Origin of the sequence: Xanthomonas cannabis (genome assembly GCF_040616535.1) — a bacterium.
GTDB classification, from domain to species: Bacteria; Pseudomonadota; Gammaproteobacteria; order Xanthomonadales; family Xanthomonadaceae; genus Xanthomonas; species Xanthomonas cannabis.
Map to the genome: position 1 here is coordinate 3,026,701 of NZ_CP136580.1, position 23,597 is coordinate 3,050,297.

The window sequence follows — 23,597 nt, forward strand, 5'->3', positions numbered from 1 at the left end:
GCCAATCTCCACGCACGACAAGACTTCGATGGATCGCAAATTGCTCGACCTGCTGTGCTCGCCCGATACCCGTCAGCCGCTTTCGCTGCTGGACGGCAAGGGCCTGGAAGCACTCAACACCGCCATCGCCGGCGGAAGCCTGCAGCGCGCCGACGGCACCGTGCAGGCACAGCCGCTGCGCGAGGCGCTGATCACCCGCGATCGCAAGCAGATCTTCCGCGTCGATGACGGCATCCCGGTCTTGCTGGCCGAAGAAGCCATCGCCACCGCGCAGATCACCGACTTCCCCGAAAAGTGAGTTCGCCCGTCCGCACCGCGCCGGAGCCGCCGCCCGCGGCGCTGATCGATGCCGACGTGGCGCTCGCGCTGGCCGAAGACATCGGCAGCGGCGATGTCACCGCGGCATTGCTGCCCGACCAGGCAGACAGCGCGTATCTGCTGTGCAAACAGGACGCGGTGATCGCCGGCAGGCCGTGGTTCGACGCCACCCATCGCACGCTCGACCCGCAGGTGCGCATTGACTGGCAGGTGCACGAAGGCCAGCAGGTCAGCGCCGGCAGCGTGCTCGCGCTGCTGCATGGGCGCAGCCGGAGCCTGGTCAGCGCCGAGCGGACCTCGCTCAACTTTTTGCAGACCTTGTCTGCTACCGCCACCACCACCGCTGCGTACGTGGCAGCCGTCGCGGGCACCGGCGCGCGCATCCTGGACACGCGCAAGACGCTGCCAGGCTTGCGCATGGCGCAGAAATACGCGGTGCGCTGCGGCGGTGGCGACAATCACCGTATCGGACTGTTCGACACGGTGATGCTGAAAGAAAACCATATCCGCGCCGCCGGCTCGCTCAGCGCCGCCGTGCATGCCGCACGCGCGCAGCAACCGCAGCTGCCGCTGGTGGTGGAAGTGGAAACGCTGGAGCAGCTGCGCGAGGCATTGCATGTCGGTTGCACGCGCATCCTCATCGACGACTTCGACCCGGCCATGCGCCGCGAGGCCGTGCGTATCGCAGCGTCGCTGCCGCGCGATCGACGCATTCCACTGGAAGTCTCCGGCAGCGTCGACCTGGCGGGCATCCGCGCAATTGCACAGGACGGCGTGGACTGCATCTCCATCGGCGGCCTGACCAAGCATGTGCAGGCGGTGGATCTCTCGCTCAAACTCGGCCCGCCCCCGCCGTGATTTCACGCGTGCGCGCAGGCCGCTCTGGCAGCCTGCGCGGACTGATTTCGTGCGGAATGTTCGATGACTGTAAGACCCTGGCCGTGGATGTGCTTGCTGCTTGCTGGATTGGGAGGCAGCGCGGCGGCGGCGGAAGTGTGCGATATGCCGCCGCGCTTCGGCACCAGCCCCGCCGCCATCGCCATCGTGCGCACGGCCTGCAATGAGCACCGTCTGTGGCAGCACCCGTTTATCGATGCCAAGGGGCGGCTGGCCAGCCTCGGCGTGACCGAAGCCGAATCCGGATACCTGGCCGACCATGGCGTTGTCGCATGGCAACGCGTGGCCGGCTACTGGCGCGACAGCGGCACGCTCGCCTCGATGGGCGGCCGCCCCGGTGCATCCAGCTGCGCCGCGCTGGATGGCACGCGCTACACCGCCAGCGATTGCCGCGCGTTCCTGATCGACAACCCGTGGTCGGCCGCCTTCATTTCGTGGGTGATGACCCAATCCGGCCTCGGCGGCTTCCATCGTTCCGCGCGCCATCTGGACTACATCCGCAGCGCGTACAACGACGGTGCCACCGGGCCGTACCAGTTCGCCGACCCAGCCGTCGAAAAGCCCGCGCCCGGTGACATGCTGTGCCTGCTGCGCGGCCGCAGCGTGGCGCTCGGCTATGCGGGTCTAAGGGCTGCGCTGGGTGGCAGCGCACCGATGCCGTGGCAATCGCATTGCGATGTGGTCGTCGCTGCCAACGTCGGCGGCGATCGCACCCTGTACCTGATCGGCGGCAATGTGTTCAACACCGTGATGATGCGCAAGATGCCGCTGGATCGCGCAGGCCGTGTGGTGTTACCGGCCCCGCAGTCCGACAGCAGCCAGGACCAGAACGAAGACAGTCTCGGGATCGCCAGCGAATGCACGCCGGCGCACGAGGAACTCTGCGACTTCAACCGACGCGATTGGGCCGCACTGCTGAAGCTGCGCCCGGACGCGGCAGTGGTCAGCCCGCCACCGACGGCGCCGCTGCCGGCACCCGGCATCGTGCCCGCGGAACAAGCGATGCCGCCAGGCTTTCCACGCGTTGTGCCGCCGCGCCCGGAGACGCAGCCTGCGCAGACGCAGCAACAGCAACAGCAACCTGAGTAGAGCCTTATTCAAAGCCCCCCTGCTGCGGGAGAGGGGTTGGGGTAAGGGTGCGGGCGAAGCCACTTACATTGCGAATATCACGAGGCTTTGCACGTACCCTCATCCGCCCCCTTGGGGCACCTTCTCCCGGAGGGAGAAGGAATCAAAGCCCCTCCCTGCGGGAGAGGGGTTGGGGTGAGGGTGCGGGGCAAAGCCGCTGCAGCATTGAAACTGCACGCGGCTTCGCTCGTAGCCTCGTTACCCCTGCAGAGTACTTTTCGCGCTGGGAAAGAAACAACGCACGAGTTATTCCGAACCAACAACAAAAAAGCGGGCCGAAGCCCGCTTTTTCGTCATGCATCACGCGTCACGCGTGACGCATCAGCCAGCAGCGCTTACTCGGCCGAAGCCGGCACGCCCTCGCCTTCTTCCACTGCCTTGATCGACAGGCGGATGCGGCCCTGCTTGTCCACTTCCAGCACCTTGACGCGCACCAGATCGCCTTCCTTCAGCTTGTCGCCGACCTTCTCCACGCGCTCGCTGGAGATCTGCGAGACGTGTACCAGGCCGTCCTTGCCCGGCAGGATGGTGACGAACGCACCGAAGTCCATGATCTTGGCGACCTTGCCTTCGTAGATGCGGCCCGGCTCCACGTCCGAGGTGATCTGCTCGATACGCGACTTCGCTGCTTGCGCAGCAATGGCGTTGACCGAGGCGATGATGATCGTGCCGTCGTCTTGGATGTCGATCTGGGTACCGGTTTCCTTGGTGATCGCCTGGATGGTCGAGCCACCCTTGCCGATCACTTCGCGGATCTTGTCCGGGTGGATCTTGATGGTCAGCAGACGCGGCGCGTAGTCGCTCAGCTCCTGACGCGGGGCGGTCAGTGCATGCGCCATCTCGCCCAGGATGTGCAGACGGCCGGCCTTGGCCTGCTGCAATGCCTGCTTCATGATCTCTTCGGTGATGCCTTCGATCTTGATGTCCATCTGCAGCGCGGACACGCCTTCGGCAGTACCGGCCACCTTGAAGTCCATGTCGCCGAGGTGATCTTCGTCACCCAGGATGTCCGACAGCACGACGAAGTCGTTGCCTTCCTTGACCAGACCCATCGCGATACCCGCAACCGGCGCCTTGATCGGCACACCGGCGTCCATCAGCGCCAGTGAGCTGCCGCAGACCGATGCCATCGACGAGGAACCGTTGGACTCGGTGATTTCCGAGACAACGCGGATGGTGTACGGGAATTCTTCCAGGCTCGGCATCACGGCGAGGACGCCGCGCTTGGCCAGACGGCCGTGGCCGATCTCGCGACGCTTCGGCGCACCGAAACGACCGCACTCGCCCACCGAGTACGGAGGGAAGTTGTAATGGAACAGGAAGTTCTCTTTGTACTCGCCCGAGACGGCGTCGATGACCTGACCGTCGCGTGCGGTGCCGAGCGTGGTGATCACGATCGCCTGCGTTTCGCCACGGGTGAACAGTGCCGAGCCGTGGGTACGCGGCAACACGCCGGCCTTGGCGCTGATCGGACGCACGGTGTCCAGCGCACGGCCGTCGATACGCACCTTGGTGCTCAGCACCGAGCCACGCATGGTCTGGTATTCCAGCTCGCCGAATTCCTTGGCCAGATCACCGGCAGCCCAGCCTTCGATCGTGGCGCGCGGCGCCAGCGAACCCAGCACGTCCTTCTTGATCGCCGAAATCGCATCGCGGCGTTGCAGCTTGTCGCGCACCTGGAAAGCCGACGCGAGCTGCTCGCCCACTGCTTCCTTCAGTGCGGCGATCATGCCGTCGTTCTTGGCCGGAGCCACCCAATCGGACGGCTTGGTACCGGCCTCGACGGTCAGCTCGTTGATGATGTTGATGACCTTCTGCATCTCGCGATGGCCGAACGTCACCGCGCCCAGCATCACTTCTTCCGACAGCAGCTCGGCTTCGGACTCGACCATCAGCACCGCGTTGGCGGTACCGGCCACGACCAGCTCCAGCTGCGAATCCTTCAGCTCGGTCACGGTCGGGTTGAGGATGTATTCGCCATTCTTGTAACCGACCTTCGCCGCAGCGATCGGGCCGTTGAACGGGGTGCCGGCCAGCGACAGCGCGGCCGATGCGCCGATCAGCGCGGCGATATCGCCGTCGATGTCCGGGTTCATCGACATCACGGTGGCGATGATCTGCACTTCGTTCTTGTAGTCCTCCGGGAACAGCGGACGGATCGGGCGATCGATCAGGCGCGAGATCAACGTTTCCTTCTCGGTCGCGCGTCCTTCGCGCTTGAAGAAGCCGCCCGGGATGCGGCCGCCGGCGTAGAACTTCTCCTGATAATCGACCGTCAGGGGGAAGAAGTCCTGCCCTTCGCGCGCGCTCTTGGCGGCGACGGCGGTGACCAGCAGTACGGTGTCGTCGAACTTGACGATGACGGCGCCGCCTGCCTGGCGAGCGATTTCGCCCGTCTCAAGAGTGACGGTGTGCTTGCCGTACTGGAAGGTTTTGGTGATTTTTGCCACGGAGGTTTTTTCCCTTAGGTGTTGCTGTCTGCGTTGGACCGTCGTCGACCCATGCCGAGAACGGGCGGCCGGGAGGCTCCGGCCCAAGAATGCGTGTTGCAGTAACGTAGTGCGATTGACCAAAACAAAACCGCGGCGCATCGCTGCGCCGCGGCGGTAGGACTCGATTAGCGGCGCAGGCCGAGCTTCTCGATCAAGGACTTGTAACGATCGTTGTCCTTCTTCTTCAGGTAGTCGAGCAGGCTGCGGCGACGGTTGACCATCTGCAGCAGGCCACGACGGCTGTGGTGATCCTTCTTGTGGGTCTTGAAGTGACCGGTCAGCAGCTCGATGCGGGCGGTCAGCAGAGCGACCTGCACTTCCGGCGAACCGGTGTCCTGGGCGCTGCGCTTGTTGTCTTCAATAACTTTCTGGGTGTCGACGGACATGATGTTTTTCTCGATAGACGCGTGGTCGACAGGAACGTGCGTGACGCACCGCCGGACTCGCCGTTTGCTTGGGATGAGCGCGCTTGGCGCTGAGGTGCCCCGATCGGGGCCGCGAAATTGTACCGTCGCACGGCCCGGGTAACAAGTTGACTAAACCTTAACAAGTCGATTCCTGGTTCAGTCCGTTGAACAATCGCTGCGGCGACAGACGTCCGTCGGCGTCCACCAGGCCAAGTCCCGACGGGCTTCCATCCGGCCCGAACACGGCCACCTGCCCCGCCGGGAAGGCCGGATCGCGCAGCCGCTGCCCCATCCGGAACCGGGCCGCATGCGCCTCATCGAGCGTGATCTGCGCAAAATCAGCCAGCCCGGCCTGGATCGGCAGCAGCAGATCTTGCGCTTGCGTGCCCATCTCCAGCGCTGCGGCCAGCTGTTCCAGGGTGATCATCTGCGGCGCGCGGAACGGCTCCACCCAGCGCCGACGCAGCGACGCGATATGCGCACCGCAGCCGAGCACCTCGCCCAGGTCGCGGGCCAGGCTGCGGATGTAGGTGCCCGAGCCACAGGTCACGCGCAGCTGCAGACGCGGCGCGCCATAGCCCAGCACTTCGATCGCCTGCACCTCGACCTCGCGCACCGGCGCCTCGATGACGTCGCCACGCCGGGCCTTGGCGTACAGCGGCTCCCCGCCCTGCTTGAGCGCGGAATAGATCGGTGCCTGCTGCTGGATGCGGCCGACAAACGGCAGTAATGCGGCACGCAACGCGTCTTCGCCGAGCTCGGGCACCGCACGCACGCGCAACGGCTCTCCATCGGCATCGTCGGTGTCGGTGGTGACGCCCAGCACGATCTCGGCGTCGTAGGCCTTGGCCGAGCCGAGCAGTAGACCGGCGATCTTGGTGGCTTCGCCAAAGCAGAGCGGCAGCAAGCCGGTGGCCAGCGGATCCAGGCTGCCGGTATGGCCGCCCTTTTCCGCCCGCAGCAGCCGGCGCGCGGCCTGCAACGCATTGTTGGAACTCAGCCCGGCCGGTTTATCCAGCAACAGGATGCCGTGCAACGGGCGATAGACGATGCGGGGTTTCAAAGGATCGGTGCTCGAATCGGGCGCCGTGCGCGCCCGCGGGAATCAGGGCCGCAGCAAAGGCGGCAGGCCGTCACAGCGCTTAGCGCTGTTCGGCATCTTCGTCGCTGGACGTGGCGTCGGGGCCAACGTCGTCCAGGTCACGCAACAGATTGTCGATGCGCTCGCCGCGATCGACCGAGTCGTCGTAGTGGAAGTGCAGCTCCGGCACGTGACGCAATTTCATTGCGCGCGCCAACTGCGAGCGCAGCTGGCCGGCAATCTCCTTGAGCCCTTTCACTGCTTCGGCCGAACGCTCCTGCTGCAACGCGGTGACGAACACCTTGGCATGCGCCAGGTCGCGGCTGATTTCGACGTCGGAGACGCTGACCGACGGCAGGCCGTGGTCGCGCACGGCCGCGTGCACGATCGTGCCGAGGTCGCGACGCACCTGCGCAGACACGCGGTCAGTGCGATGGAATGATTTGGTTGGCATGGTCGGGAACCTTTTGGTTCGGGACCCGGGGCCCGGGAACCGGGACCCGGAAGAGCAAGAGCCGTGGCCTTCGCTTCCCCCGGGTCCCCGGCCCCGGGTCCCGGGTCCCGTGTTCGTTACAGCGTGCGGGCAACCTCGATACGCTCGAAGCACTCGATCTGGTCGCCGGCCTTGACGTCGTTGTAGGCCTTCACGCCGATACCGCATTCGGTACCGTTACGCACTTCGTCGACGTTTTCCTTGAAGCGACGCAGCGATTCCAGCTCGCCCTCGAACACCACGACGCTGTCGCGGAGCACGCGGATCGGCTTGCTGCGCTTCACCACGCCCTCGACGATCATGCAGCCTGCAACCGCGCCGAACTTGGAGCTGCGGAACACATCGCGCACCTGCGCAATACCGATGATCTCTTCGCGGATTTCAACACCCAGCAGACCGGAGGCCACCTGCTTCACCTGATCGATCACGTCATAGATGATCGAGAAGTAACGCAAATCGATACCGTTGGATTCGACGATCTTGCGCGCCGATGCATCCGCACGCACGTTGAAGCCGATGATCGTGGCCTTGGACGCAGCTGCCGAATTCGCATCCGACTCGGTGATGCCACCCACGCCGGAGTGGATCACGTTGATGCGGATGTCGTCGTTGGACAATGCCACCAGCGACTGCTTCAGTGCCTCCACCGAACCCTGCACGTCGGCCTTGATCACCAGGTTCAACACCTGCTGACCTTCACCCTTGCCCATCTGGGCCAGGATGTCTTCCATGCGGTTGCTGGCCGAGGCCACCAGGCGCGATTCGCGACGCTTGGTTTCGCGCTGCTGCGCCACGTCCTTGGCCAGACGCTCGTCGTCGACGACCACGAAGTCGTCACCGGCTTCCGGCACGCCGGACAGGCCGAGCACCTGCACCGGAATCGACGGGCCCGCCGAGGCCGGCTGATGGCCGGTCTCGTCGAACAGCGCACGCACGCGGCCGTACTGGATGCCGCACACCAGGTAATCGCCGCGCTTCAGCGCGCCCTGCTGCACCAGCACCGTCGCGACCGGGCCACGGCCCTTGTCCAGCGAGGATTCGATGACGGTACCGCTGGCGCGGCCTTCGGCCACTGCCTTGAGTTCCAGCACTTCGGCCTGCAACGAGATCGCATCCAGCAGCGTGTCCACGCCGGTACCGACCTTGGCCGACACTTCGATGAACTGGGTGTCGCCGCCGAACTCTTCGGCCACCACGTTTTCTGCCAGCAGTTCGTTCTTGACCCGCAACGGATCAGCGCCGGTCTTGTCGATCTTGTTCACTGCCACGATCAGCGGCACACCGGCCGCCCTGGCATGCGCCACCGCTTCCTTGGTCTGCGGCATCACGCCGTCATCGGCAGCCACCACCAGCACCACGATGTCGGTGATCTTGGCGCCGCGCGCACGCATCGAGGTAAACGCGGCATGGCCGGGCGTATCCAGGAAGCTGATGACGCCACGACCGGTTTCGACGTGGTACGCACCGATGTGCTGGGTGATGCCGCCGGCTTCGCCGGAGGCGATCTTGGTGCGGCGGATATAGTCCAGCAGCGAGGTCTTGCCGTGATCGACGTGACCCATGATGGTCACCACCGGCGGACGCGGCGAGGCGTCGCCCTGCGCATCTTCGGCGTGTGCCAGCAGCGCATCCTCGAAGTCGGCATTGTCGGCACGCACGGCCTTGTGGCCGAGTTCTTCGGTCACCAGCGCGGCGGTATCGTGATCGATGCTCTGGGTGATGGTCGCCATGACGCCCATCTTGAACAACGCCTTGACCACGTCGCCGCCCTTGAGCGCGAGCTTCTGCGCCAGGTCGGCCACGGTGATGGTCTCGCCGATCGCCACCTCACGTACCACCGGTGCGGTGGGACGCTCGAACCCGTGCGGGCCGCTGTTGCCCTGGTTACCACCACGGCCACCATCGTTGCCGCGACGCGACGACGACGAACCCGGACGCCCGGTCGGCTTGCCACGCACATTGGAACGGCGCGCACGGTCGGCGGCGGACAGATGCAACTGCCCGGCGAAGCGCTTGGTCGCATCGTCGTCTTCGACGCCGGCCACCATGACGTGCGAACCGCGCGTCTTGTGCTTGGCCGCGTTGTTGCGGTCGTCCGGACGGGCCGGCGTCGCCGGGCGCGATGCGGGCGAGGCGCCAGCCGGACGGGCCGGACGCGGCGCGGAAGACGGCGAGGACGGTGCACGTGCGGCAGGCGCCGACGGCGTCGGCGCAGCAGCAACCGGGGCCGGCGCGCTGGCAGCCGCAGCGGCTTCCTCGGCAGCCTTGCGCTCGGCTTCTGCACGGTCCTTTGCCGCCTGCTCTTCCTCGCGCTTGCGCTGAATTGCTTCATCGCGCACGCGGTCGCTTTCGGCCAGGCGTTGCTGCTCGTCGAGGTTACGTTGACGCGATTCCTCCAGCTTGCGCAGGATGTCGGCGCGCTCCTCGTCCGGCGTCATCGGCGCGGCGCGGCCGCTGCCTTCGTTCTCGGATTTCACGTAGGTACGCTTCTGGCGCACTTCCACGTTGACCGTGGTTTTGGTGCGACCGGCGTTGACCGTGACTTCCTGCAGCTTGCGCCGGTTGAGGGTGATCTTCTTGGCTGCTTCGCTGGCCGCATCGGCGGGCGTGTCGGCCTTGCCATGCGTGCGACGCAGGAAGCCAAGCAGTTTCATCTTCTCGGTGCTGGTCACGACCTGGTCGGGACCGCTGAACTTCATTCCGGCCTCGGCCAGTTGAACCAGCAGTTTATCGACCGGCGTATTGACCAGTTCGGCAAGCTTGCGGATGGTGGTTTGCTGCGACATTCGGATCCTATGATCTGGTTGGCGCCCCCTCGCCCAGAGCAAGGGATACGCTGATTCTAAGCCCTGATGGGGTCAGGGCGCGGTTCATTGCCGGCTCATTCGCCGCGCTCCAAACGGGCGATCTCCTCGGCGCGGGCCGCCAGGATCAGCGCCGCGGCGCGCTCCTGGGTCATGCCCTCGATGCCGAAGTCGACGATCTCGTCCGCGGCCAGGTCGGACAAGTCCTCGCTGGTGCGCACGCCGTGCTCGGCCAGAGCAAAGGCCGTTTCCTCGTCCATCCCCTCCAGCGCCAGCAGGTCCTCGGTGGGCTGAGTCCCTTCCAGGCCTTCTTCCTCGGCCAGCGCGGCGTTGAGCAGCGCATCGCGGGCACGGGCACGCAGTTCCTCGACGATGTCTTCGTCGAAGCCTTCCACCGCCAGCAACTCGCCGACCGGCACGTAGGCGATTTCTTCCACCGTGTTGAAGCCTTCGGACACCAGGATCGCGGAGATTTCCTCGTCCACTTCCAGGCGGTCCATGAACAGCTGGCGTGCCGACGCCTGTTCAGCCTCGGACTTGGCAGCCACCTGGTCGGCGGTCATCACGTTGAGCTGCCAACCGGTCAGGCGGCTGGCCAGACGCACGTTCTGGCCGCCCTTGCCGATTGCCTGGGCCAGGCGGTCTTCTGCCACGGCCAGGTCCATCGAATGCTTTTCTTCGTCGACGATGATCGACTGCACTTCGGCCGGCGCCATCGCGTTGATCACGAAGTTGGCCGGATTCTCGTTCCACAACACGATATCCACGCGCTCGCCATTGAGCTCGTTGGACACCGCCTGCACGCGCGAACCGCGCATACCGATGCACGCGCCGATCGGATCGGTGCGGGTGTCGTGCGCAATCACCGCGATCTTGGCGCGGTCGCCCGGGTCGCGTGCGCAGGCCTTGATCTCGACCAGGCCCTGGCCCACTTCCGGCACTTCGAGCTTGAACAGCTCGATCATGAATTCCGGCGCAGCGCGGCTGATGAACAACTGCGGACCACGCGGCTCGGAACGCACCTCGGCCAGGTAGCCGCGCACACGGTCGCCCGGGCGCAGCACGTCGCGCGGAATGCCCTTGTCCTTCGGAATGAAGGCTTCGGCATTACCACCCAGATCGACAAAGATGTTGCCGCGCTCGGCGCGCTTGACCACACCGGTGATCAGCTCGCCCACGCGGTCCTTCCATGCATCCACCACCTGCTGGCGCTCGGCCTCGCGCACACGCTGCACGATCACCTGCTTGGCGGCCTGCGCGGCGATGCGGCCGAAATCCGGGTTTTCGATCTGCTCTTCGATGTAGTCGCCCACATCCACGCCGTCGGCTTCGTCGATGGCATCCATCAGGCGCACCTGGCGGTCCGGCGACTCCATCACCACATCGTCGGCCACCACTTCCCAACGACGGAAGGTTTCGTAGTTACCGTCCTTGTGATCGATGGTCACGCGCGTCAGCACGTCCTGGTCGGGATAGCGCTTCTTCGCTGCGGACGCCAACGCGGCCTCGATCGCATCGAAGATCACTTCGCGCGGCACGCCCTTTTCGTTGGCCACCGCATCCACTACCAGCAAAAGTTCCTTGCTCATTTCGTCACTCCGCGCGCGGCTTGCCAGCCGCCGACTCGTTGGATGGTTTCTTCTTGTCGTGCCCGGGTTTTTTCGGGCCGGGCTTATTCGGTTTTTGCGGTGCCAGGCCCAGAGCGACCCAATCCGGCACGATGCGCGCCTTGTCGATATTGTCGAAACCGATCTGCAGGTCCTTGCCGTCCACCGCAAACACGACGGCATCGGCGTCGGCCTCGATCCGCAGAATCTGGCCCTGGAAGCGGCGCCGACCATCCTGCGCAAGCTTCAACACGATCTTGGCGGACTCGCCGGCGTGACGCGCGAACTGCTCGAGGGTGAACAACGGACGATCCACACCCGGCGACGAGACCTCGAGGGTGTAATTGCCGCTGATCGGGTCTTCGACATCGAGCTGGGCCGACACCTCGCGGCTCACGCGCTCGCAGTCGTCGACGTTGATCACGCGCTCGGGCTGTTCGGCCAGCGGCACATCGATATACAGGCGCAATGTGGCGCCACCTGGAGCGGGAAGATACTCCACGCCCAGCAGTTCCAAGCCCAGGGACTCAACCGTTGGACTCAGCAGATTCGCGATTTCGGTCGCTTTTTCGCTCACAGACTGCCCTGATCAGATGATTGCCAGTAGAACCCCGGCAACCGGCAGCTAACTTTCCGGTTCCGGAAAAAACAAGGGGCCCGATGGGCCCCTTGCGTGAAAAAAGCCCGACCTCTCAGGGTCGGCGTAAAGACGGGAACAAGCGTCCTTACGATCCAAGAAGTTGAATCACTGCGGTAAAGCAACAATTCGAAACTTGGTAGCGGGGGCAGGATTTGAACCTGCGACCTTCGGGTTATGAGCCCGACGAGCTGCCAGACTGCTCCACCCCGCAGCAGAAGCGGAATTATGAAGAACTTGAGCGGCAATTGCAAGCCCTAGTTTTTCATCTGTTGGACACCGTGGCGGGTGTCTAACGTCGCGGCGAATGATACCCGCAATGCAACAAAAACGAAACACTTATCACGACTTTCTTTCAACCTCTCGCCGCATGCCTGGGGCGAGAGCCGCCGCGCCTGCGGCGCAACGCAGCGTGCTTACGCAAGACCGGCGAAGGCGCGCTGGCACCACACCATGATCGGGCTCCAGGCCAGGCCGAGAGCGAGCAAGGCCAATGCGTTGACGCCCAGCACCGTCCCCAACACGCGGTCGTTGTTGGCCGGCAAAGGCTCGCCCACCGGCTCGTCGAAGTACATGACCTTGATGACACGCAGGTAGTAGTACGCACCGATCACGGCACAGATTACGCCGACTAAGGCCAGCCACAGCATGTCGCCCTTCACCGCAGCGCCAAGCACGGCCAGCTTCGTCCAGAAGCCCAGAAACGGCGGAATACCTGCAAGCGAGGCCATGATGCACAGCACCAGGCCCGCCATCCACGGATTACGCGCATTGAGCCCCTTGAAGTCGTCGATGTTCTCGGCTTCGAAGCCATTACGCGATAGCGCGATGATGGCGCCGAACGAGGCGGTCGACATGATGGTGTAGCTGACCGCATAGAACATCGCGGCGGCGTACCCCTCCTCTCCACCACCGGCCACGCCCATCAGCAAAAAGCCGATATGCGAGACCGTGGAGTACGCGAGCATGCGCTTGAGATTGCTCTGTGCGATGGCCATCAGGTTGCCGATAACCAACGACACCGCCGACAGGCCGCCGATCAGCAGATGCCATTGCGGCGACAGCGGGCCCATGCCCACTTCCAGCAGACGGTACGCCATGCCGAACGCCGCCAGCTTGGGCGCCGAGCTGATGAACAGCGCGATGGGAGCCGGCGCGCCCTGATAGACGTCGGGCAGCCACATGTGGAACGGGGCCGCACCCAGCTTGAACGCAACGCCGGCGATCATGAAGATGGTGCCGGTCAACAGCAGCGTGCGCTCGCCCGAGCCATCGATTGCGTCATGGATGCCGGCCAGGCTCAAGGTGCCCGTGGCGCCATAGACCAGTGACATGCCATATAGCAGCAGGCCCGACGCCAGCGAACCGAGTACGAAATACTTCATGGCCGCTTCGGTGGCCAGACCGTTGTCGCGGTTGGAGGCCACCAGGGCATAGGAGCACAGCGCCAGCAGCTCCAGGCCGAGGTAGACCATCAACAGGCTACCGGCGGAGGCGAGCAGCATCATGCCGGCGGTGGCGAACAGCACCAGTACCGGAATCTCGCCCTGATACAGATTGCGCTCGCGCAGGTAAGTCCAGCCGTACACCAGGCTCAGACCACTGACCAGCACGATGACGGTCTTCATGACGTCCGCCGCGGTATCACGCACGAACATGCCGTGGAAGATCTCGCCCTGCCCGCCCGTACCGGTCGCCAGCAGTGCGAACACCACGGCGAGAACGGCGACGGAAAACAGGTGGGTCCAGACCTTGTTCCGCTGGCTCACGAACAGGTCGAGCATCAGCAGTGCGAAGGCGCCGCCGATCAGCACGAGCTCCGGAACGAGCGGAGCCAGGTCAGCGGTGGTCAACGGCGCGAGCGTTGGCGTGGTCATCATCAAATCCTGGAGTCAAAACGTACGGCAAGCAGTCACAGCTTGGTCGCGGCAATCTGGGTCGCCAGCTTGGCGATCGAGGGTTCCATCAGATCGGTCAGCGGCTTCGGGTACAGGCCCAGGGCCAGCACGCCAGCGGCGAACACCCCCAGCACGAATGCCTCGCGACCATTGATGTCCTTCAGCTCGGCCACATGTGCGTTGGCCACTTCGCCGAAGAACACGCGCTTGTAGAGCCACAGCGTGTACGCGGCGGTAATGACCAGCGTGGTGGCAGCGGCAAAGGCGATCAGCGGATGCTTCTGGAAGCTGGCCAGAATCACCATGAACTCGCCGACGAAGCCGCTGGTGCCAGGCAGACCGGCATTGGCCATGAAGAACAGCATCGCGAAGGTGGCGAACCACGGCATCACGTTGACCACGCCGCCGTAGTCGGCGATGCGGCGGGTATGCATGCGGTCGTACAACACGCCGATGCAGGAGAACATCGCGCCGGACACGAAGCCATGCGAGATCATCTGCACCATCGCACCCTGCAGGCCGAGGCGTGCGGCGTCGGTGCTGCCGTACTCGCGCACCAGTGTGAAGGCGATGAAGGTACCGAGCGTGACGAAGCCCATGTGTGCGATGGACGAGTACGCCACCAGCTTCTTCATGTCTTCCTGCACCAGCGCCACCAGGCCGACGTAGACCACGGCGATCAACGACAGGGCGATCACCAGCCAGGCGAACTCGTGGCTGGCGTCCGGCACGATCGGCAGGTTGAAGCGCAGGAAGCCGTAGCCACCGATCTTCAAGGCGATGGCAGCCAGGATCACCGAACCGGCGGTTGGTGCCTCGACGTGTGCGTCCGGCAACCAGGTGTGCACCGGGAACATCGGCACCTTGACCGCGAATGCGATCAGGAACGCAAAGAAGATCCAGGTCTGTTCCTTGGCAGTCAGCTGCAGCGCATACAGATCGGCCAGCTGGAAGCTGCCGCCCTTCAGGTACAGGTACACCAGGCCCACCAGCATCAGCACCGAGCCGAGGAAGGTGTAGAGGAAGAACTTCATCGCTGCGTAGATGCGACGCGGGCCGCCCCAGACACCGATGATCAGGAACATCGGGATCAGCATCGCTTCGAAGAACACGTAGAACAGCATCGCGTCGGTGGCAGCAAAGATGCCTACGGTGACGCCTTCCAGGATCAGGAAGGCAGCCACGTACTGATTGACGCGCTTGTCGATCGAGCGCCAGGCGCCAATGAGCGAGAGCACGGTCACCAAGGTGGTCAGCACGATCAACGCGATCGCGATGCCGTCCACGCCCAGGTTGTAGCCGATGTTGTAGGCCGGGATCCAGGCGTGCAGCTCGACGAACTGCAGGGCGTCATTGGCCGTGTCGTAGCCCAGCAGCGGCAGACTCAGCACAAAGGTCGCCACTGCCACCGCCAGGGACGCCCAGCGGGCAGTCTCGGCGTTGCGCAACGCAAGGATCAGGGCGCCACCGATAATCGGCAGCCAGATCAAGATAGACAGTAAAGGCCAGTTCGACACGTTTTCTTATTCCGTACAGGTCAACGCCAGAAATGCATCAGTACCGCCAACAAGGCGATCAAACCGATGATCATTGCGAAGGCGTAGTGATAGAGGAAACCGGATTGCGTGCGACGCAGCAGATTTGCAGCCAGGTCGATCAGTCGGGCAGAACCATTGACGACCACACCGTCGACCACATGGGTATCGACGGCACGTGACGCCTTGCCAAGGACAACACCGCCACCGGCGAAGCCATTGATCCACAGCTTGTCGAAGCCGTACTTGTTCTCCAGCAGCCACACGATGGGCGCGAACGCCTTGCGCGACTTGGTGGCCAGGTCCGGCTTCCACAAATAGAACAGCGCCGCGAGCAGTAGACCGGCCACCGTCAGGAAGAACGGAGCGGCCATCATGCCGTGCAGTGCAAAGGCCACCGGGCCATGAAATTCTTCCGCCAGCGCGCCGACGGTGTCGCGTGCCGGATCGTAGAAATCGACGATGCCGGTGAAGAACGAGACGGCCTGGCCCTTGAGCGCGTGCGCCGCATGGTGTCCCTGCCAATCGGTACCGAACAGCATCGGGCCGATGGTGAAGAAGCCGATCGCCACAGAAGGAATCGCCAGCAGGATCAACGGCAACGTCACCACCCACTTCGACTCGTGCGGCTCGTGGGCACCGTGGTGACCATGCCCGTGGTCGTCGTGACCATGGCTGTCATGGGCGTGTGCGTCGTGCGCGTGACTGTCATGCGCATGGACCTGCGCTTCGGCATCGGTATGCGCGTTGTCGTGGTGCGCATGCGCGTCGTGCGCATGGGCATCGCGGAAACGCTCCTTGCCATGGAAGGTCAGGAACAGCAGACGGAAGCTGTAGAAGCTGGTGACCAGCACACCACCAAGCACTGCCCAGTAACCGTAGGTCGCGATCCAGCTATGCGATTCGTGCGCATGGTGCGCGGCCGCCTCGATGATGGTGTCCTTCGAGTAGAAACCCGAGAAGAACGGAGTCCCCACCAGCGCCAGGGTGCCGATCACGCTGGTCCAGTACGTCACCTTCATGTACTTGCGCAGGCCGCCCATCTTGCGCATGTCCTGCTCATGGTGCATGCCGATGATGACCGAGCCGGCCGCCAGGAACAGCAGCGCCTTGAAGAAGGCATGCGTCATCAGGTGGAACACCGCCGCCGAATACGCCGACACGCCCAATGCCACGGTCATGTAGCCGAGCTGCGACAGCGTCGAATACGCAACCACACGCTTGATGTCGTTCTGCACGATTCCGATCAGGCCGGTGAAGAAGGCCGTGGTCGCACCGATGAACAGGATGAAGTTCAGCGCGGTTTCCGACAGCTCGAACAGCGGCGACATGCGCGCAACCATGAAGATGCCGGCGGTCACCATCGTCGCGGCATGGATCAGCGCCGAGATCGGCGTCGGGCCTTCCATCGAGTCTGGCAGCCACACGTGCAACGGCACCTGTGCCGACTTGCCCATTGCGCCAATGAACAGGCAAATGCAGATCAGCGTCATCACGCTCCATTCGTGACCGGCAAACAACTGCACCTTGGCACCGGCCATGGTGGTCGCGTTGGCGAACACGGTGGAGTAATCCAGCGAGCCGAACCACAGCAACACGCCGGCAATGCCCAGAATGAAGCCGAAGTCGCCGACGCGGTTGACCAAGAACGCCTTCATGTTGGCGAACACAGCGGTCGGGCGCTTGAACCAGAAACCGATCAGCAGGTAGGACACGAGACCCACGGCTTCCCAGCCGAAGAACAACTGCAGGAAGTTGTTGCTCATCACCAGCGTGAGCATGGAGAAGGTGAACAACGAGATATAGCTGAAGAAACGCTGGTAGCCCGGATCTTCTTCCATGTAGCCGATGGTGTAGATGTGCACCAGCAGCGACACGAAGGTCACCACCACCATCATCATCGCGGTCAGGCGATCGACCATGAAGCCGACATGCGCGGAGTAGTTGCCGACGTCGAAGAAGGTATACAGGTTCTGGTTGAACGGGCTGGCGCCCTGCTCCACCAGTTGGTACAGCGTCAGGCACGACAGCACGCAGCTGACCGCCACGCCGAGGATGGTGACGTACTGCGCGCCCTTGCGCCCCACCTGACGACCGAACAAGCCGGCGATGATGCTGCCGACCAGCGGTGCAAGCACCACTGCAATCAGCAGACTCTTGGAGAGAGTGATTTCCATCTACGGGTCAGCCCTTCAACGTGTCGACTTCGGCCACATTGATCGTGCGGCGCGTACGGAACAGAGTCACCAGGATCGCAAGGCCAATCGCGGCCTCCGCAGCGGCAACGGTCAGGATGAAGAACACGAACAGCTGGCCGGCGGTGTCGCCGAGCTCGCGCGAGAACGCAATGAAGTTGATGTTGACCGACAGCAGCATCAACTCGATCGACATCAGCAGCACGATGACGTTCTTGCGATTGAGGAAAATGCCGGCCAGCGAGATGCAGAACAGCACTGCGCCCAGTCCCAGCAGGTGGCCCAAGGTAATCAAGACTTCGCCTCCTGTCCGTCCGCCGCATCGACGCGCGGCGCAATCTGTGCGGGTTTTTCCACTGCCATCTTGACGATGCGCAGGCGGCCGGTCGCCTTGACGCGCGATTGCTCGCTGGCGATCTGGATCTTGATGCCGGTGCGCTTGCGCAGGGTGAGCATCACGGCAGCCACCACGGCCACGGTCAGGATCACCGCAGCAAACTCGAACGGCAGCAGGAACTCGGTGTACAGGCTCTTGGCCAGCCAGGTCAGGTTCGAAACATCTGCAGCCTGTGCGGCCGCATTGTCGGCCGGAAACGGCGTGGCGCTGCGCGACTTGACGCCGATCAGGGTCACCATCTGCGCCAGCATCGCAACCGCGACGATGACGCCCAACGGCATGTACTTGACCCAGCCCTCGCGCAGGCGGCTGGTGTCGATGTCGAGCATCATCACCACGAACAGGAACAGCACCATCACCGCGCCGACGTACACCAGCACCAGCGTAACGCCAAGGAACTCGGCACCCACCAACAGCCAGATACACGCCATCGAGAAGAAGGTGAGGATCAGGCACAACACGGCATACACCGGGTTACGCACGCTGATCACCGCACCGGCGGACACCACCGCGATGGCGGAGAAGGCGTAGAAAGCAATAGAGACCCAGTCCATCATGACCTCAACGGAAGGCGGCATCGGCAGCGCGACGCTCGGCGATCTCGGTTTCTAACCGGTCTCCGATCGCCAGCAGCTGCGGCTTGTTGACAATGTTCTCGCCACGCTTCTCGAAGTGGTACTCGAGGATGTGCGTCTCGACGATCGAGTCCACCGGGCAGCTTTCTTCGCAGAAGCCGCAGAAGATGCACTTGAACAGGTCGATGTCGTAGCGCGTGGTGCGGCGGGTGCCGTCTTCGCGCTTGGCCGAGTCGATGGTGATGGCCAGCGCCGGGCACACCGCTTCGCACAACTTGCAGGCGATGCAGCGCTCTTCCCCGTTGGGATAGCGACGCAGTGCGTGCAGGCCACGGAAGCGCGGCGACTGCGGGAACTTCTCCATCGGATACAGCACGGTGTACTTGGGCTTGAACGTGTATTTCAACGTCAGCCACAGGCCGCCGAGCAGTTCGAGCAGCAGCAGGCTCTTGAAGTAATGGGTGATCTTGTTCATCAATTACACGCCCTTCTGGATCACGCCGTAAAACACCATCAATGCCGTCACTGCGATCCACACGATCGTGAGCGGAATGAACACCTTCCAGCCCAGCCGCATGATCTGGTCGTAGCGGTAGCGCGGGAAGCTGGCGCGGAACCAGATGTAGGCACTGGCGAAGAAGAACACCTTCATCAGCAACCACGGCCAGCCGCCGGTCCACAGCCAGTTGATCCACGGCGAAACGTCCGCAGTGACCCAGCCCTGGATCGGGCTCAGCCAGCCGCCGAGGAAGAAGATCGAGATCAGGAAGCTGACCAGGATCATGTTGGCGTATTCGGCCAGGAAGAACAGTGCGAATGCACCGCCGGAATATTCCACCATGTGCCCGGCAACGATTTCCGACTCGCCTTCCACCACGTCGAACGGCGCGCGGTTGGTTTCGGCCACGCCGGAGACCCAGTACACAATGAACAACGGGAACAGCGGAATCAGGAACCAGTCGAAGAAGCCGGAGTTACCCGCTTGCGCAAATACGATCTGGCTGAGGTTGACGCTGCCGGAGGCGATCATTACGCCGACCAGCGCAAAGCCCATCGCAATTTCGTAGCTGACCACCTGTGCGGCCGAGCGCATCGCGCCGAGGAACGCATACTTGGAGTTGGACGCCCAGCCCGCGAGGATGATGCCGTACACGCCCAGCGAGGTCATTGCCAGCAGATACAGCAGACCGACGTTGGCGTTGGACAACACCAGCTGCGCATCGAACGGCACCACCGACCAGGCCGCGAATGCCGGCGCCAATGTCAGCAACGGCGCGATGATGAACATCGCCTTGTGCGAGCTGGCCGGCTGCAGGATTTCCTTGAACAGTAGCTTGAAGACGTCAGCGAAGGCCTGGAAGATGCCCATGCCCACGTACATGGGCCCGTGACGCACGTGCATCCAGCCGATCAGCTTGCGCTCCCATACCACGTAGAAGGCCACCGCCACGATCACCGGCACGGCGATCAGCAGGATCTTCAGCACGGTCCAGAGCACCACGCCGCCATCGCCCAGCCCGAGGAACCACTGGTGGAGGGGGTCGACCACGTTCAACAGCAATTCGTTCATGCAGCCACCACCGTTACCCGACCGGCGCCGAGCGGCGCAGTTGCGCCATGGCCGGATTCGATCCACACCGTGCCCGGTGCAACGCGCTTGTCCAGCACCACCGGCAACGTCGCCTTACCAGCATCCGTACCGACCTTGACCATCTGACCCGCGCCAAGCTGCAACTGCGCCGCCTGCTCCGGGTGCATTGCCACACACGGCGCGATGTTGAGCGGATGCGACTGCAACGCAGCGGCCCGGCGTACGACAGCATCGGTGCGATAGATCGCCGCGGTTGCCGCAACCTCCAGCCCGTCGCTCGCCGTGGCCGGCTGCGCAGACGCGACCGGACTGACGCTGCGGTTCTGCATGCCCGCACGCAGGCCGACCAGATCGATGAATTCGAAGCCGGCCAGGCCGAGCTCGCCGCCCAGTGCACGCAGCACCCGCCAGCCTTCGCGTGCCTCGACCGGCAGGCGCCCTGCGGCGCGTGCGGTCTGTACACGACCATCGAGATTGGTCAGCGACGCATCGATTTCCGGCAACGCACCAATCGGCAGGATCACATCGGCCACGTCGCGCGTCGAGGCGCAAGCGAACTGACTGAACGCCACGACCTTGGCACCGGCCAGCGCACTGCGCGCGGCAGCGGCGTCAGCAAAATCCAGGCCAGGTTCGATGCCGTACAGCACATAAGCCTGACGCGGCTGGGCCAGCATGCCGGCGACGTCGCGCGCGGTCGGCAACACGCCCTGCGACACCAGACCCACCGCGTTGGCGCCCTGTGGAATGCGGCACAGCGACGCACCGGTTGCAGCGGCAAAATCACGTGCGGCCGCACGCAGCGCAGCAGCCTGCGGATGATTTTCAGCCAGCGCGCCGACCACGATCACGGCGCGGGTTGCGCCCTTGACCGCATCACGCAACGCTGCGTCGTCGAGCGCCGCAGCCAGCTGCGACGGCGCGACCACGGTGCGCGAGGCCTGGGTAAAGGCAAAATCGAAATCGACCGGATTGACCGAGTGGATCTGCGTGCGGTTCTGGATGTGCGCCTTGCGCAAGCGTGCATGCAGCAGCGGCAGCTCGTGGCGCACGTTGCTGCCGAACAGCACGACGACATCGGCCTGCTCGATCTCGGCCAGCGGCGTTGCGAAAGCTTGCGCCACCGCAGCGTCGGAAAAGTCACGATTGAGCAGACGGTGATCCAGATTGCCGCTGCCCAGCCCTTCGGCCAGACGTGCCAGCAGCGCGCCCTCTTCGTTCGAGGTGGACGGGTGCACCAGCACGCCGAGCGCATCACCCGCGTTTTCGCGCAGGATCTGGGTCGCTGCGGCCAGACCTTCGGTCCAGCTCACTTCGGTCCACTGCCCGTTGACCTTCTTCAGCGGCTTGACCGCACGGTCCTCGGCGTACAGGCCCTGATGCGAATAACGGTCGCGGTCGGACAGCCAGCATTCGTTGACCGCCTCGTTCTCGCGCGGCACGGTGCGCAGCACTTCGCCGCGGCGCACGTGCAGGAACAGGTTCGAGCCCATCGCATCGTGGTAGCCCAGCGACTCGCGCGCCATCAGTTCCCACGGACGTGCGCGGAACTGGAACACCTTGTTGGTCAGCGCGCCCACCGGGCAGACGTCGATGACGTTGCCGGAAATTTCGGTGGTCAGCGGCTTGCCGTCGTAGGTGCCGATCTGCAGGTTTTCGCCGCGATACATGCCGCCCAGCTCGTAGGTGCCGGCGATGTCTGCAGTGAAACGCACGCAGCGGGTGCACTGGATGCAACGGGTCATCTCGGTAGCGACCAGCGGACCGATATCCTCGTCCGGCACCACGCGCTTGCGCTCGTTGAAGCGGCTCACCGAACGGCCATAGCCGAGCGAGACGTCCTGCAGCTCGCACTCGCCGCCCTGATCGCAGATCGGGCAGTCCAGCGGGTGGTTGATCAGCAGGAACTCCATCACGCTGCGCTGGTACTTCAACGCCTTTTCGCTACGCGTGGTGACCTTCATGCCGTCCATCACCGGCGTAGCGCAGGCAGGCGACGGCTTGGGCGACTTTTCGACATCGACCAGGCACATGCGGCAGTTGGCCGCGATCGGCAGCTTCTCGTGGTAGCAGAAGCGCGGGATCGGGATACCGGCCTTGTCGGCCGCCTGGATGATCATCGAGCCCTTCGGCACCACCAGGGACTGCCCGTCGATCTCGACGGTGACATGGTCCGGTGGCACGTTCGGGTTCACTGGTTGGGCGCTCATGCAGCCACTCCGACTTGCGTATCGACGATCGAACGACCGTTGACGATGTAGTACTCGAACTCGTCCCAGAACTGGCGCAGGAAGCCCTGAATCGGCCATGCCGCCGCTTCGCCGAACGCACAGATGGTGTGGCCTTCAATCTGGCCGGCAACGGTGCGCAGCTGATGCAGGTCTTCCATCGTGGCCTTGCCGGCAACGATGCGCTCCAGCACGCGGTGCATCCAGCCGGTACCTTCGCGGCACGGGGTGCACTGGCCGCAGGATTCCTTGTGGAAGAACTGCGAGATGCGGCAGGCGAAACGCACGCAGCAGACGCTGTCATCCAGCACCACGATGGCGCCCGAACCCAGACCGGTGCCCAGCGCACGCAGGGTGTCGTAATCCATCTGCAGGCCAGCAACCTGGTCGGCCTTCAATACCGGCATCGACACGCCGCCTGGCACCACGCCCTTGAGCTTGCGACCCGGACGCAGGCCACCGGCCATTTCCAGCAATTCGTCGAAGGTGGTGCCGAGCGGCACTTCGAAATTGCCGCCCTTCTGCACGCAGCCGGACACCGAGAAAATCTTCGGGCCGCCGTTCTTGGTCTTGCTCAAAGCGAGGAACCACTCCGGGCCGTTGCGAATGATCGCCGGCACCGACGCATAGGTTTCGGTGTTGTTGATTGTGGTCGGCTTGCCGTACAGGCCGAAGTTCGCCGGGAACGGCGGCTTGTAGCGCGGCTGGCCCTTCTTGCCTTCCAGCGATTCCATCAATGCGGTTTCTTCGCCGCAGATGTAGGCGCCAGCGCCCAGCGCACCGTAGATATCGATATCCACGCCGCTGCCGAGAATGTTCTTGCCCAGCCAGCCATTGGCGTACGCATCCGCCAGTGCCAGTTCGAAGTTTTCGAACGGCTCATGGTGGAATTCGCCACGCAGGTAGTTGTAGCCCACCGTCGAGCCGGTGGCGTAGCAGGCGATCGCCATACCCTCCACCACCGAATGCGGGTTGTAACGCAGAATGTCGCGGTCCTTGCAGGTGCCCGGCTCGGATTCGTCCGAATTGCACAGGATGTATTTCTGCATCGTGCCCTTGGGCATGAACGACCACTTCAGCCCGGTCGGGAAGCCCGCGCCGCCACGGCCGCGCAGGTTCGATGCCTTGACCATTTCGATGACGTCGGCCGGCGCGATCTTCTCTTCGAGGATCTTGCGCAGCGCCGCGTAGCCACCGGTCTTCAGATAGCTCTCGTACGACCACGGGGTGTCGTAGTGCAGCGTCGTGTAGACGACCTGGTGCGGCAACGGCGCCGGGCCGACCGGACCGGTAGGTGCGTGATGATGTGCCATG

The 23,597-nt window shown here is 63.8% G+C and carries 19 protein-coding genes and 1 tRNA gene; 3 read left to right on the forward strand and 17 right to left on the reverse strand.

Features of this window, described 5'->3' with window-relative positions; genetic code table 11:
* Positions 1-28: 28 nt before the first annotated feature.
* The 3 genes from RZV17_RS12890 to RZV17_RS12900 all read left to right on the forward strand — a co-directional run bounded on the left by RZV17_RS12890 (position 29) and on the right by RZV17_RS12900 (position 2,304).
* Positions 29-298 carry a Trm112 family protein gene (locus tag RZV17_RS12890; RefSeq protein WP_039407479.1) on the forward strand — a complete coding sequence of 90 codons (270 nt, stop codon included), beginning with the start codon at positions 29-31 and terminating at the stop codon, positions 296-298.
* Complete coding sequence (gene nadC, locus RZV17_RS12895) at positions 295-1,176, forward strand: carboxylating nicotinate-nucleotide diphosphorylase (protein ID WP_355603962.1); 882 nt, start codon at positions 295-297, stop codon at positions 1,174-1,176. The genes RZV17_RS12890 and nadC overlap by 4 nt, the downstream gene beginning before the upstream one ends.
* A gap of 63 nt (positions 1,177-1,239) precedes the next feature.
* Entirely contained in the window at positions 1,240-2,304 is a 1,065-nt protein-coding gene (locus RZV17_RS12900; protein ID WP_355603965.1) for a DUF2272 domain-containing protein, read from the forward strand.
* Between the two features lie 374 nt (positions 2,305-2,678).
* Here the strand turns inward: RZV17_RS12900 and pnp are convergent, their stop codons facing one another.
* From pnp to nuoF, 17 genes are all read right to left on the reverse strand, one after another.
* Positions 2,679-4,793 carry a polyribonucleotide nucleotidyltransferase gene (pnp, locus tag RZV17_RS12905; protein ID WP_039407470.1) on the reverse strand — a complete coding sequence of 705 codons (2,115 nt, stop codon included), beginning with the start codon at positions 4,791-4,793 and terminating at the stop codon, positions 2,679-2,681.
* 167 nt (positions 4,794-4,960) lie between these two features.
* The gene (rpsO, locus tag RZV17_RS12910; protein ID WP_005991399.1) at positions 4,961-5,221 is read right to left on the reverse strand and encodes a 30S ribosomal protein S15; all 261 of its coding nucleotides are present in this window, start codon (positions 5,219-5,221) and stop codon (positions 4,961-4,963) included.
* Positions 5,222-5,378: 157 nt separating this feature from the next.
* Complete coding sequence (gene truB, locus RZV17_RS12915; protein ID WP_184375187.1) at positions 5,379-6,305, reverse strand: tRNA pseudouridine(55) synthase TruB; 927 nt, start codon at positions 6,303-6,305, stop codon at positions 5,379-5,381.
* A gap of 79 nt (positions 6,306-6,384) precedes the next feature.
* Positions 6,385-6,777, reverse strand: coding sequence for a 30S ribosome-binding factor RbfA (gene rbfA / locus RZV17_RS12920; RefSeq protein ID WP_179454090.1), 393 nt, complete (start codon positions 6,775-6,777; stop codon positions 6,385-6,387).
* Between the two features lie 116 nt (positions 6,778-6,893).
* Complete coding sequence (gene infB, locus RZV17_RS12925; protein WP_355603969.1) at positions 6,894-9,602, reverse strand: translation initiation factor IF-2; 2,709 nt, start codon at positions 9,600-9,602, stop codon at positions 6,894-6,896.
* 95 nt (positions 9,603-9,697) lie between these two features.
* Positions 9,698-11,209 (reverse strand): transcription termination factor NusA, encoded by a 1,512-nt coding sequence (gene nusA, locus RZV17_RS12930; protein WP_039407455.1) that lies wholly within the window; start codon positions 11,207-11,209, stop codon positions 9,698-9,700.
* A 4-nt stretch (positions 11,210-11,213) separates the two neighbouring features.
* Positions 11,214-11,804, reverse strand: coding sequence for a ribosome maturation factor RimP (rimP, locus tag RZV17_RS12935; RefSeq protein ID WP_047693160.1), 591 nt, complete (start codon positions 11,802-11,804; stop codon positions 11,214-11,216).
* Positions 11,805-12,001: 197 nt separating this feature from the next.
* A tRNA-Met gene (locus tag RZV17_RS12940) sits at positions 12,002-12,078 on the reverse strand.
* A 202-nt stretch (positions 12,079-12,280) separates the two neighbouring features.
* Positions 12,281-13,741: an NADH-quinone oxidoreductase subunit NuoN gene (gene nuoN, locus RZV17_RS12945; protein ID WP_039407547.1), complete on the reverse strand. Its 1,461-nt coding sequence runs from the start codon at positions 13,739-13,741 to the stop codon at positions 12,281-12,283.
* 35 nt (positions 13,742-13,776) lie between these two features.
* A complete protein-coding gene (locus RZV17_RS12950) occupies positions 13,777-15,279 on the reverse strand; it encodes an NADH-quinone oxidoreductase subunit M (protein ID WP_047693162.1) in 1,503 nt (500 codons plus the stop codon).
* A 20-nt stretch (positions 15,280-15,299) separates the two neighbouring features.
* A complete protein-coding gene (gene nuoL / locus RZV17_RS12955) occupies positions 15,300-17,474 on the reverse strand; it encodes an NADH-quinone oxidoreductase subunit L (RefSeq protein WP_355603975.1) in 2,175 nt (724 codons plus the stop codon).
* 7 nt (positions 17,475-17,481) lie between these two features.
* Complete coding sequence (nuoK, locus tag RZV17_RS12960; RefSeq protein WP_039407444.1) at positions 17,482-17,787, reverse strand: NADH-quinone oxidoreductase subunit NuoK; 306 nt, start codon at positions 17,785-17,787, stop codon at positions 17,482-17,484.
* Positions 17,784-18,446 (reverse strand): NADH-quinone oxidoreductase subunit J, encoded by a 663-nt coding sequence (locus RZV17_RS12965; protein ID WP_355609355.1) that lies wholly within the window; start codon positions 18,444-18,446, stop codon positions 17,784-17,786. Before RZV17_RS12965 ends, nuoK begins: the two co-directional genes overlap by 4 nt.
* 4 nt (positions 18,447-18,450) lie before the next feature.
* Positions 18,451-18,939: an NADH-quinone oxidoreductase subunit NuoI gene (gene nuoI, locus RZV17_RS12970; protein WP_003485557.1), complete on the reverse strand. Its 489-nt coding sequence runs from the start codon at positions 18,937-18,939 to the stop codon at positions 18,451-18,453.
* Between the two features lie 3 nt (positions 18,940-18,942).
* Complete coding sequence (gene nuoH, locus RZV17_RS12975) at positions 18,943-20,034, reverse strand: NADH-quinone oxidoreductase subunit NuoH (protein ID WP_184439144.1); 1,092 nt, start codon at positions 20,032-20,034, stop codon at positions 18,943-18,945.
* Positions 20,031-22,265, reverse strand: coding sequence for an NADH-quinone oxidoreductase subunit NuoG (gene nuoG, locus RZV17_RS12980; protein ID WP_166745169.1), 2,235 nt, complete (start codon positions 22,263-22,265; stop codon positions 20,031-20,033). Before nuoG ends, nuoH begins: the two co-directional genes overlap by 4 nt.
* Positions 22,262-23,596, reverse strand: a complete 1,335-nt coding sequence (gene nuoF, locus RZV17_RS12985) for an NADH-quinone oxidoreductase subunit NuoF (RefSeq protein WP_355603980.1) — start codon at positions 23,594-23,596, stop codon at positions 22,262-22,264. Before nuoF ends, nuoG begins: the two co-directional genes overlap by 4 nt.
* Position 23,597 lies beyond the last annotated feature (1 nt).